The 12,676-nt window shown below is 61.2% G+C and carries 8 protein-coding genes; 3 read left to right on the top strand and 5 right to left on the bottom strand.

The annotated features are described in order from the left end of the window. Positions 1-76: 76 nt before the first annotated feature. From ACHEXL_RS00860 to ACHEXL_RS00850, 3 genes are read right to left on the bottom strand one after another with little or no spacing between them, the layout of a single operon-like run. Positions 77-1,285, bottom strand: coding sequence for an HlyD family type I secretion periplasmic adaptor subunit (locus tag ACHEXL_RS00860; RefSeq protein WP_416560186.1), 1,209 nt, complete (start codon positions 1,283-1,285; stop codon positions 77-79). Beyond that, the gene (locus ACHEXL_RS00855; RefSeq protein ID WP_416560185.1) at positions 1,282-3,519 is read right to left on the bottom strand and encodes a type I secretion system permease/ATPase; all 2,238 of its coding nucleotides are present in this window, start codon (positions 3,517-3,519) and stop codon (positions 1,282-1,284) included. The genes ACHEXL_RS00860 and ACHEXL_RS00855 overlap by 4 nt, the downstream gene beginning before the upstream one ends. Beyond that, positions 3,512-4,675: a TolC family protein gene (locus ACHEXL_RS00850; RefSeq protein ID WP_416560184.1), complete on the bottom strand. Its 1,164-nt coding sequence runs from the start codon at positions 4,673-4,675 to the stop codon at positions 3,512-3,514. Before ACHEXL_RS00850 ends, ACHEXL_RS00855 begins: the two co-directional genes overlap by 8 nt. Before the next feature lie 249 nt (positions 4,676-4,924). On the opposite strand from ACHEXL_RS00850, the gene icmF reads away from it, so the two are divergent. Next, positions 4,925-8,215 carry a fused isobutyryl-CoA mutase/GTPase IcmF gene (gene icmF, locus ACHEXL_RS00845; RefSeq protein WP_416560183.1) on the top strand — a complete coding sequence of 1,097 codons (3,291 nt, stop codon included), beginning with the start codon at positions 4,925-4,927 and terminating at the stop codon, positions 8,213-8,215. A gap of 3 nt (positions 8,216-8,218) precedes the next feature. Here icmF and ACHEXL_RS00840 read toward each other — a convergent pair whose 3' ends face one another. Next, on the bottom strand, positions 8,219-9,151 hold the full coding sequence (locus tag ACHEXL_RS00840; RefSeq protein ID WP_416560182.1) for a 3-keto-5-aminohexanoate cleavage protein: 933 nt from the start codon (positions 9,149-9,151) through the stop codon (positions 8,219-8,221). A gap of 208 nt (positions 9,152-9,359) precedes the next feature. Here ACHEXL_RS00840 and ACHEXL_RS00835 point away from each other — a divergent pair, with 208 nt between their 5' ends. Further along, positions 9,360-10,868 (top strand): AMP nucleosidase, encoded by a 1,509-nt coding sequence (locus ACHEXL_RS00835; RefSeq protein WP_416560181.1) that lies wholly within the window; start codon positions 9,360-9,362, stop codon positions 10,866-10,868. A 47-nt stretch (positions 10,869-10,915) separates the two neighbouring features. Beyond that, the gene (gene gshB, locus ACHEXL_RS00830) at positions 10,916-11,857 is read left to right on the top strand and encodes a glutathione synthase (RefSeq protein ID WP_416560180.1); all 942 of its coding nucleotides are present in this window, start codon (positions 10,916-10,918) and stop codon (positions 11,855-11,857) included. Positions 11,858-11,909: 52 nt separating this feature from the next. Here the strand turns inward: gshB and ACHEXL_RS00825 are convergent, their stop codons facing one another. Next, positions 11,910-12,674, bottom strand: coding sequence for a class II glutamine amidotransferase (locus tag ACHEXL_RS00825; protein WP_416560179.1), 765 nt, complete (start codon positions 12,672-12,674; stop codon positions 11,910-11,912). Positions 12,675-12,676 lie beyond the last annotated feature (2 nt).

The following is a 12,676-nucleotide window of genomic DNA, read 5'->3' as shown; positions in this document are numbered from 1 at the left end:
CAAAATCCAAAAACAAATACCAAAGCAATCACCCCATTTGCACCGCCCTGGCTAGGCGGAACAAGGGGCGACAGCCTCAGCGCTCACCCAATGACTGGCTGAGGGTTTTGATGACCGGTTTGGTCAGGTATTGCAAAACGGTGCGTTGACCGGTTTTGACTTCGATGGTGGCGGTCATGCCAGGCTGGATTTCCAGCTTTTCATCGGGTCGACCACTGAACTGGCGGCCTACGGTGCGCACCTGAGCGCGGTAATACGGCTGCTCGCCTTGGCGCAGGTCTTCGCTCAGGGTGTCGGCGCTGATGTAGGTGAGCTTGCCTGAGAGTTCGCCATAGACGGTGTAGTCGTAGGCGTCAATCTTGACGGCGACGTCTTGCCCGGGTTTGAGGAAGGCGATGTCGGCCGGCGAGACTTTGGCCTGGATGACCAGGTCGTCTTCCAGGGGCACGATTTGCATGACTTCTTCGCCTGGCCGGATGACACCACCCAGGGTGGTGATGCGCACGTTTTTGACCACACCGCGTACAGGAGTGCGCAGCTCGGTCAGGTCGAGTTGACTTTTGCGTTGGGTCAGGCTTTGTTGCACACCGGCCAGTTCTTCCTGCGCTTTGCCCAGCTCGGCCTGGGCGTCCTGGAAATATTTGTTGCGCTTGTTGGTGACCTGGGATTTCATCTCAACCAGTTGGCGCTGCAGCCGCAGGATGTCGGTGCGGCTGACGTCACCGCTTTTGAGCAGAGGTTCGGTCATTTCCAGTTCCTGCTGCACCAGTTTGATCATGGCTTGCAGGGAAGCAATGTCTTCCTTGATGGCCGACTGGCGTTTGTTGAACAACATGGCCTGGCTCTTTTTGAACTCGGGGTATTTGTTCAGTTCAGACGGAAATTCGAGCTTGGTGCCCAATACTTCGGCTTGTAGCCGGGCCACAGTGGCCATGAGGCCAGCGGCTTTGGCACGGGCTTCGAGATAGCTGGTTTCAAAGCGGGTGCGCTCAAACTTGATCAAGACCTGATCGGCTTCGACGGTGTCGCCTTCTTTGACCAGCAGGTCGTTGATGGTGCCGCCTTCTTGCGACTGGATGATCTGGGTTCTGGAGCTGGCGATCACGGCGCCAGGAGCGCGGGTGATTTGGTCGAGCTTGGCCCAGTAGGCCCAAACACCAAAGGTGAGGAGCACTGCGAAGACGATCCAGACAATAGCGCTGAGGTTGCCAAACCGGGCGGTTTGGGCGGGCAGGTGCTGGTTGGAGGCCGCTTTGCGCCCCCGAAAAAACCAAAAGAAATTCATGCTGGGGACTCGATCTGGGCGATGGGGGTGTCGGGTTTGTGGGCAGCGTTAGTGGCGGCGGGCGCAGTACCAGTGGATGCCGCTGGCGTCGCGCCGCGCAAGCGGGCCAGCACGGCGTCGCGCGGGCCGTCGAGCACGATACGGCCTTGGTCCATGACGATGATGCGGCCCACATGGGCCAGCAAGGCGGGTTTGTGAGTGACGACAACCAGCACCGATTCGGGGGCCAGTTCGCGAAACAGGTGCTGGATGATGCGGCTCTCGGTTTGTCCGTCCATAGAGGCGGTGGGCTCGTCCAGCAGCATGATGCGCGGCTGCAGCAGCAGCATGCGGCTCAGGCCCACCAGTTGCCTCTGTCCGCCCGAAAGGCCTTTGCCGCCTTCAGAAATCTCCAGCTCCAGGCCTTTAGGGTGACCCTGAATGACTTGGTCCAGGCCGGTCATGGCAGCCACCCGCAGAATTTGACTGTCGCTGGGCGATGCCAGGCCCAAGGTCAGGTTATCGCGCAGGGTGCCCTGGAACAGGCGCACGTCTTGCGGCAGGTAGCCGATGTGTTCGCGCACAAATTCAGGAGCCAGTTGGGTCATGTCCACACCGTCCAAAAACACACTGCCCGTCTTGGGTTGGTAGAGGCCTGACAGGATTTTGATGAGGGTGGATTTGCCTGAACCGATGCTGCCCAAAATGGCAATGCGTTCGGCTGGCTGGATGCTGAGCGCGGGCACGTCCAGGCTGGGTTTGCCTTCGGCGTAGGCGAAGACGGTTTTTTCAAGCCGAATCTGGCCTTTGCAGCTTTGCGGCACCACCAGGCGCACAGCAGGATCGCGGTCACTGGGCAGGGCCATGATGCCGTCCAGGCCTTTGAGGGCGATTTGGGCGTGCTTCCATTGGACGATCATGCCGGGAACCTGCGCCAGCGGGCCCAGCGCACGGCCACTGATGATGGTGCAAGCAATCAGGCCACCCATGGTCAGCTCGCCGGTGGTGATGACGTAGGCCCCCACAGCGACCATGCCCACGTAGGTCAGTTGTTGCATGGTTTGGGTGAGGTTGGTGGATAGCGTGGACAGGGCACGCATGCGCAACTCGCTCTGGGCAATGGTGGCCGTGAGCTGGCGCCAGCGGTCCAGCAATTTCCACTCGCCGTTGCTGGCCTTGACGGATTCGATGCCGTCAATGGCTTCGATGAGCAAGCCGTTTTTGCGGTTGGATTCGGCCATGTGGTCGCCGGTGAGATTTTCGATGGGCTTGCGAAAGAAAAGCCCCACCAAAACCGCCAGGGGCACCATGACCAAAGGAACCAAAGCCACGGGCACCGAGATGAAGGCAATGACGCCAACAAACACCAATGCAAATGGCGCATCGGCCAGGATGAAGAGGGTCGATGAAGTCAGGAAGTTGCGCACCGATTCAAAGTGCCGGATTTGCGAAGCAAAGGTGCCCACGGTTCGGGGCCTGGCGTCCATGCGAATGTCGAGCGCCTTGCCAAAGAAGACTGAGGACAGCTCTTGGTCGATGGCTTTGCAGGCCCGCTCAACCATGTGCGCCCGCACTTGCTTGATGAGCAACTCCATCACAATGGAGATCAACACGCCCACGCTAAGCACAAACAGGGTGGAATAGCCTTTGCTAGGGATCACGCGGTCGTACACCTGCATGCTGTACATGGCGGCCAGCAAGCCGATGGTGCTGATGATGAAGGTGGCAAACACGGCTTGCGCAAAAGCGCCCCTGTAACGCCCCAGGGCAAAGGCAAACCATTCGCCCGCCGTAGCCGGACCGGCGTGGCCGTCGGCGTCATGCGCGGTGCTGGTTTTGAGCTCCAGAATATGGCCGGTCTCCAGTTCTGAACGAGTGAGTTCCACCGTTTGGCCGTGCACGTCTTCTGCGCTGCAGGTACCGCTGCTGAGTTGGCCGCGCAGCAACAACAAACGGGTTGCGTCTTGCGACGACCACAGCAGCGGAAAAAGACCTTTGATGGATGAGGCGTTTGTCAGCTCGCCGACCTGCGCGGCCGGAAAGTAGGCGTGCCACAGCTCCATGGCCTGGGCGTGACGCGGCAGGCTGTCCAGCATCAGACCATCCGAAGTGACAGCGGTGGTGCCAAAGCGGTACACCGGTACCGCGTGCCCCTGCAAGGCGGCCAGACGCGACAGCAGAGTGGCCAGTTCGGGATCGGGCAGGTAGCTTGCCGTGGCAGCTGCAGGGTCAGTGGTCACGGAGGGTTCAGTCATGGAGTGCATTCAGGGGACGGGAAAGGATGTCGCCAGTCAAAATCATCAATCGGACTTGGGCCTGTTGAAGGCCAAAACGGGCATCGGCCAAGCTGAAAAGGGCTTGGGATTTTTCGCGTTGTGCGTTCAGCACGTCGAGCCAGTTCTTGCGCCCAACCTGGTATTGACGCAAATAGGATTCCACAATTTCTGCAGTGCCCGCCTGCAAGGCCTGGGCGGGTCCAACCTGGGCTTGCAGCGCGTCCAATTCGTTGAGTGTCGATGCGGCCAGGGATGCGAGTTGTCGATCCAGGGTTTCCAGTTCTTGTTGGCTGGCGGCTTTGCGTGCGACGGCAGCCTGCACGCCAGACATGGCGCTCAGGCCTGCACCAGACTGGAACTGGAAACTCAGATAAGCCTGCCCACGGTCGGTGCCCGCTGGCACTTGCCCGCCCCAGCTTTGCTGGTAACCCGCCACCAATGAGGGGTAGATCTGGGTCTGACTGACCTTGATTTGCGCCTCGGCGCTTTCAATTTGTGCGGTCAGACGTTTGCGCTGGCCGGACTGTGCAAACACCTGGTCTTGCAACTGGGCCAGCGTTTCCGGACGCCGGAAATGAATGGTTTTGGGTATGCGTAGATCACCTTGCACTGGGCCAGCCCATTGCACCAGGTTGACCTGCGCGGTTTCCAGCTGGCGTCTGATCTGAATGCGCTCGCTCACAGCTTGTTGCAAGCGCGCCTGGGCCAAGGTGGCGTCGGCTGGGGGGGTGACCTCGGCTTTGGCGCGGCGTTCGATCAGCGCAAGCAATCTTTCGTGTTCGGCCACGTTGTCGTTGGAGCTTTGCAGACGGTCTTGCAAACGCAACACCTCATAAAAAGCACTGGCCGCCTGGGACAGGGCGGTCAATTCAGCTTCCTGAATACCGGCCTGCGCAGCGCGTTGATTGGACTCAGACAGGGCGATTCGGGCCGGAATTTTGCCGGCCGTCCAGACGGGCTGCTCCAGCTTGGCCACACTTTGGCTGTAGCCGGTGTCGGACCTCACTTCTGTAGAAAGTGATGGAAACCGGCTCCAGCGCGTGGCCTCCACCTCAAAACCGGCGGCCTGGGCCTGGTTACGGGCTTGCAAGACGCTGGGATGTCGTGTGTAAGCCGATTCCAACAATTGCGCCAAGGTGACCCCTCCTGAAAAGGCAGGGAAAGCCACCAAAGATAGCAATATTGCTGCTACAACCAATTTCATGAAATGAGAACTTAAATTTTTCATAAAGATATCATTGAGCCTGATTTTTATAGTTATTGAGATTTCATATTATCTATGATGATTCATGAGCGAGCTTGGATTTGGCTATCGACAAAATCCTGATGGCAGATATGATTGACGTTTACGTCAACGTCAACAGACTGCTACCGGAGACACCCCATGACCGACCTGTCCGCCGAATTCAAAGCCCTGGCCGAGTACCGCCCTACTCACAAGGTGCGCTTTGTCACTGCCGCCTCACTTTTTGACGGCCACGACGCCGCCATCAACATCATGCGCCGCATCCTTCAGAGCATGGGCGCCGAAGTCATCCACCTGGGCCACAACCGCTCGGTCGACGAAGTAGTGACCGCCGCTTTGCAGGAAGACGCGCAAGGCATCGCCATCAGCTCTTACCAGGGCGGGCACAACGAATACTTCAGCTACATGATCGATTTGCTCAAGGCCCGGGGCGGCGAGCACATCAAGGTGTTTGGCGGCGGCGGCGGCGTGATCGTGCCGGCCGAAATCCGCGCACTGGCCGAGAAAGGCGTGCGCATTTTCAGCCCCGAAGACGGCCAGAAGATGGGCCTGGCCGGGATGATCGGCGAGATGGTCATGCGCTGCGACCAGGACGTGAGCCCCCTGGCCCCCAAAACCGTGGACGCGATTCAGGGCCATGGCGAGATGAACTGGCGTGCCCTGGCCCAGCTGATCACCGCTTTGGAAAACGACAAAGCCGATGCCCGCGTGGTCAAGGCCGTGCGCGAACAGGCTGCCAGCAAGAAAGTGCCCGTGTTGGGCATCACCGGCACGGGCGGTGCGGGCAAGTCGTCGCTCACCGACGAGTTGATCCGCCGCCTGCGCCTGGACCAGGACGACGCGCTGCGCGTGGCCGTGATCTCCATCGACCCTTCGCGCCGCAAGAGCGGTGGCGCGCTGCTGGGCGACCGCATCCGCATGAACGCCATCTCGCCCTGGTCACAAGGCCCCCGCGTGTTCATGCGCTCGCTGGCCACGCGTGACTTTGGCAGTGAAATTTCAGCCGCCCTGCCCGACGTGGTGGCGGCCTGCAAGGTGGCGGGCTTTGACGTGATCGTGGTCGAGACCTCGGGCATTGGCCAAGGCGACGCCGCCATCGTGCCGCATGTCGATGTGCCCATGTACGTGATGACGCCCGAATTTGGCGCAGCCAGCCAGCTCGAAAAAATCGACATGCTGGACTTTGCCGAGTTCGTGGCCATCAACAAGTTCGACCGCAAAGGCGCGAGTGACGCGCTGCGCGATGTGGCCAAGCAGGTGCAGCGCAACAAGGAAGCCTGGACCACCCCCACCGAGCAGATGCCGGTGTTTGGCACCATGGCCGCCCGCTTCAACGACGACGGCGTGACGGCGCTGTACCAAGCGCTGAAAACCCGCCTGGCCGAGCTGGGCATGCCCACCACCGAAGGCCGCCTGCCCGTGGTGAATGTGCGCTACAGCACCCACCAGAACCCGGTGGTGCCGTCTTCCCGCACCCGCTATTTGGCCGAAATCAGCGACACCGTGCGCGGTTACAAAAAACGCGCCATTGACCAGGCCCGCCTGGCCCGCGAGATCCAGCAGCTGCGCGCCGCAGCCCGCATGCTCGAAGTGGGCAAGTCCGGTCGCGCCAAGGCCGCCGAAGCCGCCATTGACCTGGCGGTGCAGCGCGAACAGACCCAGGACCCTACAGCCCGCAAGCTGCTGGCCCAGTGGCCCGACATGCAAAAAGCCTACGCGGGCGACGAATACGTGGTGAAGATCCGCGACAAGGAAATCCGCACAGCGCTGACGACCAAATCGCTGAGCGGCACCACGATCCGCAAAGTCGCGCTGCCCAAGTACGAAGACGATGGCGAAGTGCTCAAGTGGCTGATGCTGGACAACGTGCCCGGCAGTTACCCCTACACCTCGGGCACCTTTGCCTTCAAGCGCGAGGGCGAAGACCCGACCCGCATGTTCGCGGGCGAAGGCGACCCTTTCCGCACCAACCGCCGCTTCAAGCTGGTGAGCGAGGGCATGCCCGCCAAGCGCCTGTCCACCGCGTTCGACTCGGTCACGCTGTACGGCAACGACCCCGACCTGCGTCCGGACATCTACGGCAAGATCGGCAACTCGGGCGTGAACGTGGCCACGCTCGACGACATGAAGGTGCTGTATTCGGGCTTTGACCTGTGCAACCCGACCACCTCAGTGTCGATGACCATCAACGGCCCCGCGCCCTCGATCCTGGCCATGTTCATGAACACGGCCATCGACCAGAACATCGACAAGTTCAAGGCCGAGAACGGCCGCGAGCCGACCGAGACCGAGACCGCCAAGATCCGCGAATGGGTGCTGGCCAATGTGCGCGGCACGGTGCAGGCGGATATTTTGAAAGAAGACCAGGGCCAGAACACCTGCATTTTCAGCACCGAGTTTTCGCTCAAAGTGATGGGCGACATCGCGCAGTATTTTGTGCACCACGACGTGCGCAACTTCTACAGCGTGTCGATCAGCGGCTACCACATCGCAGAAGCCGGGGCCAACCCGATTTCGCAGCTGGCCTTCACGCTGTCCAACGGCTTCACTTTTGTGGAGGCTTACCTGGCGCGTGGCATGCACATCGACGACTTCGCGCCGAACCTGTCGTTCTTCTTCAGCAACGGCATGGACCCGGAATACACGGTGCTGGGCCGCGTGGCGCGCCGCATCTGGGCCGTGGCCATGAAAGAGAAGTACGGTGCGAACGAGCGCAGCCAAAAGCTCAAGTACCACATCCAGACTTCGGGCCGTTCGCTGCACGCACAAGAGATCCAGTTCAACGACATCCGCACCACGCTGCAGGCGCTGATCGCGATCTACGACAACTGCAACAGCCTGCACACCAACGCGTTTGACGAGGCCATCACCACGCCCACCGAAGACTCGGTGCGCCGCGCCATGGCGATCCAGCTCATCATCAACCGCGAGTGGGGCCTGGCAAAGAACGAGAACCCCAACCAGGGTGCCTTCATCATCGACGAACTCACCGAGCTGGTCGAAGAAGCGGTGCTGGCCGAGTTTGAAAAGATCGCCGAGCGCGGCGGTGTGCTGGGCGCGATGGAAACCGGCTACCAGCGCGGCAAGATTCAAGACGAATCCATGCACTACGAGATGCTCAAGCACACCGGCGAGCTGCCCATCATCGGCGTCAACACCTTCCGCAACCCCAAGGGCGACGAAGTGCTGGAGAGCCTGGAGCTGGCCCGCTCGACCGAAGAAGAAAAGCAGTCGCAACTGAAGCGCCTGCAAGACTTCCACACCCGCCACGCCGACAAGGCCCCGGCCATGCTCAAGCGCTTGCAGCAAGCCGTGATCGACAACGGCAACGTGTTCGAGGTGCTGATGGACGCGGTGCGGGTCTGCTCGCTCGGCCAGATCACCAACGCGCTGTTCGAGGTGGGTGGTCAGTACCGTCGCAATATGTGAACCTCAGAAGTTCACCTGATCCCCGCCCTTGAGCGCCAGCATGCTGCGGGCCTCGTCGGGCGTGGCGATCTCCAGATTGAGGGCTTCGAGCACGGTGCGGATGCGCTGGACCTGTTGCGCGCTGGACTCGGCCAATTTTCCAGGGCCAATCCACAGCGAGTCCTCCAGGCCCACGCGCACGTTCGAGCCCATGGCCGCACCGATGCTGGCCAGCGCAATCTGGCCTTTGCCAGCCCCCAGAATCGACCACTGGTAATCGTTGCCAAACAAGCGGTCGGCGGTGCGGCGCATGTGCATCAGGTCTTCGGGGTGCGGGCCGATGCCCCCCAAAATACCAAACACCGATTGCACAAACAAAGGCCCCTTCACCAAGCCCCGGTCACGGAAGTGCGCCAGGTTGTACAGGTGGCTGATGTCGTAGCACTCGAATTCAAAGCGGGTGCCGTTCTCGGTGCCCAGGCGCAAAATAGTTTCAATGTCCTTGTAAGTGTTCTTGAACACCAGATCACGGCTTTTTTCCAGGTGCTCACGCTCCCACTCGTGCTCAAACGTCTTGAACCGGTCGAGCATGGGGAACAAGCCGAAATTCATCGACCCCATGTTGAGCGAAGCCACCTCGGGCTTGAAGGTCAGGGCCGGCTGCATGCGCTCATGCACCGTCATGTGGGGGCTGCCACCCGTGGTCAGGTTGATCACGGCGTTGGTGCTTGCCTTGATCTTTTTCAAAAAGGGCACAAAGAACGCCGGGTCTTGCGTGGGACGGCCGTCTGCCGGATCACGGGCGTGCAGGTGCAAGATCGCTGCGCCCGCCTCGGCGGCGGCAATGGCCGCGTCGGCAATTTCGTCGGCTGTGACCGGCAAATGCGGCGACATGCTGGGCGTGTGGATGGCACCGGTGGGTGCGCAGGTGATGATGACTTTGCGTGCTTTGCTCATGAACCGTCTCCTCAATATGGCCGGGCAGCATGGGCTGACCAAGGTTGCGCGAGAGCATGCCCGACCTGTCGGGCTCTTGGGGTCACCAAGGCAACACTGCACACCGAATGGCGCAGGCCAAGGGTGGTGCCACACGCCGGTCATGGTCCTGCATCAAAATCAACCGTCACCGAGCCACTAAACTCGAAGAACCTGTCCAGGAAATCCCATGCAGCACCTGCCGCCATTCATCGCCCCCTCCGAGCACCACGATGCCGACAGCGCCTTGGCGCAAATCCAGCACATTTACCAGCACAGCGTGAACCACCTGCGCCAGGCCATGCGGGAGTTTGTGGCGGGTGCGGACATGGCGGACACCCGGGTGCGGGCGTTTTACCCTTTTGTGCGGGTACAGATCAGCAGTGCCAACCGCAAACCAGAGGGGTTGAACAGCCGCCTGAGCTACGGCTTTGTGGCCGAGCCTGGCCGGTTTGAAACCACGCTCACCCGGCCCGACCTGTTTGCCTTCTACATCCGCCAGCAACTGAGTTTGCTGCTGCAAAATCACGGCGTGAGCTTGCAGGTGGGCACCAGCAACCAGCCTATCCCCATCCACTTTTCGTTCGCCGAAGACGAGCACATGGAAGGCAGCCTCAGCCCCGAGCGCCAGGCTCTGATGCGCGAGGTGTTTGACCTGCCCGACCTGAACGCCATGGACGACGGCATTGCCAATGGCACGCACGAGCCGGCGCCCTCTGAGGCTCGCCCGCTGTCCCTGTTCACCGCGCCACGCATCGACTATTCACTCCAACGCCTGCGCCACTACACCGGCACCTCGCCGCGCTGGTTTCAGAACTATGTGCTGTTCACCAATTACCAGTTCTACATCGACGAGTTCATTGCGCTGGGCCGCGCCGAGATGCAAAACCCGGACAGCGAATACGTTGCCTTTGTCGAACCCGGCAACATGGTCACGCGCCGTGTGGGCTTGGCGCCAGAGGACGTGGACGCCCTGGGCCAAACACCGCCGCGCCTGCCGCAAATGCCCGGCTACCACCTGGTGCGCAAGGGCCACAGCGGCATCACCATGGTCAACATCGGCGTCGGGCCGGCCAACGCCAAAACCATCACCGACCACATTGCCGTGCTGCGTCCACACGCCTGGCTGATGCTGGGCCACTGCGCGGGCCTGCGCACCACGCAGCAGCTGGGCGATTACGTGCTGGCCCATGCCTATGTGCGCGAAGACCATGTACTCGACGAAGAGCTGCCGTTGTGGGTGCCGATCCCAGCGCTGGCCGAGGTGCAGGTGGCGCTGGAGCGGGCCGTGTCCGAAGTCACCGGCAGCCAAGGCCCTGAGCTCAAACGCCTGATGCGCACCGGCACGGTGGCCAGCACCGACAACCGCAACTGGGAACTGCTGCCCACCACCAACGTGGCCAGCACGCCCCAGCGCCGCTTCAGCCAAAGCCGCGCCGTGGCCCTGGACATGGAAAGCGCCACGATTGCGGCCAATGGTTTCCGCTTTCGGGTGCCCTATGGCACCTTGCTGTGCGTGAGCGACAAGCCGCTGCACGGCGAGATCAAACTGCCCGGCATGGCCAACCAGTTTTACCGCGAACGTGTTAACCAACACCTGCAAATCGGCATCCGGGCTGTCAGTTTGCTGCGCACCGCCGGTCCCGAGCAGCTGCACAGCCGCAAATTGCGCAGCTTTGCCGAAGTGGCGTTCCAATAAGACGCCACAGCGTCACGGTTTTTTTATTTTTGTGACACAGTCAACCCATGCACATTCTTTTCATTGCCGACCCCCTCGAGTCCTTCAAGATTTACAAGGACACCACTTTTTCGATGATGCGCGAAGCGCAAAAGCGTGGCCACCAGGTCGTGGCCTGCCAGATGACCGATGTGCGCTGGCAGCAGGGCGAAGCGGTGTCGGCCCAAGTGCGTGACATCACGCTCACCGGGCAAGCAGACACCTGGTTCACCCAGACCGGCACGCGCCGCGCCGCTTTGAAGGACTTTGACGCTGTCATCATGCGCACCGACCCGCCGTTTGACAGCGAATACTTTTACGCCACCCACCTGCTGAGCCAGGCCGAGCGCGAAGGTGCCAAGGTCTTCAACAGCCCGGCAGCCCTGCGCAACCACCCCGAGAAGCTGGCCATTCTGGAGTTTCCGCAGTTCATCGCGCCCACGCTGGTCACCCGCAGCGAAGCCGACATCCGCGCCTTCCACGCCGCGCACGGCACCATCATCCTGAAGCCGCTCGACGGCATGGGCGGCACAGGCATCTTCAAGGTAGGCGCAGACGGCCTGAACCTGGGCGCGATCATCGAAACCCTGAACCGGGACGGTGCGCAGACCGTGATGGTGCAAAAGTTTCTGCCCGGCATCGCGCAAGGCGACAAGCGCGTGTTGTTGATCGGCGGCAAGCCCGTGCCGTTTTGCCTGGCGCGCATTCCGCAAGGCGGTGAAGTGCGCGGCAACCTGGCCGCAGGCGGCAAAGGTGTGGCACAACCGATTTCGGCGCGTGACCGCGAAATCGCCGAGACCCTGGGCCCCATCTTGATGGCACGCGGCCTGATGCTGGTGGGCCTGGACATCATTGGCGAGAGCCTGACCGAGATCAACGTGACCAGTCCCACCTGCTTTCAGGAAATCACCGATCAGATGGGCTGTGATGTGGCGGCCCTCTTCATGGACGCGGTGGAAGCGGCGCTCTGAGCGCCGCGCCTTGAAGCCCGGTCAAACCGTCTGTCGGACCTGAACGTCCAACCTAGCCTTTCAGATCGCCGTGCTCAAAGGTGTACAAGCGCCCTGGCTCAAACGCCACCCAGGCCTCGTCGGTGGTCAAGGGTGCGGTCACCACCACCGCCACCCGGTCGGTCTCGCGGGTGTGCTCGGCAAAGTTCACGCTCAGGTCTTCGTCGCTCAAGGTCGCACGGTTAAAGGGGTGCCTGCGCAGCACGTAATGCAAATGCGTGCTGGCATGCGCCCACAGCGCCTGTCCGTTGGACAACAAGAAGTTGAAGGTGCCAAAGCGGGCGATCTGCGGCACCAGCTCGCGCAAGGTCAGCGACATTTCCTGAACGCTCGGCACACTGGCGTGTGACTTGGCCAGCTCTTGCATCAGCCAGCAAAACGCCCGCTCGCTGTCGGTCTGGCCCACAGGCTTGAAGCTGCCGTGCAGGCGCGGTGCGTAGTCCACCAGGTTGCCGTTGTGCGCAAACACCCAGTAGCGGCCCCACAGCTCGCGCACAAAGGGGTGGCAGTTTTCCAGACTCACTTCGCCCTGTGTGGCTTTGCGGATGTGGGCGATGACGTTGCGGCTTTGGATCGGGTAGCGTCGGATCAGATCGGCAATCGGCGAGGTGCTGGCGCTTTGGTGGTCCACAAAGTGGCGCACACCCAGCCCCTCAAAGAAGGCGATACCCCAGCCGTCGCCATGGTGGTCGGTAAGGCCGCCGCGCTGCGCGAAGCCGCTGAAGCTGAAGGTCACATCGGTGGGGGTGTTGCAGTTCATGCCGAGCAGTTGGCACATGG

The sequence above is a fragment of the Limnohabitans sp. YIMB22184 genome (assembly GCF_048020265.1).
GTDB lineage: Bacteria > Pseudomonadota > Gammaproteobacteria > Burkholderiales > Burkholderiaceae_C > Limnohabitans_A.
The sequence above is the reverse complement of the archived record's forward strand: the minus strand, read 5'-3'. Positions and strand labels throughout refer to the sequence as shown.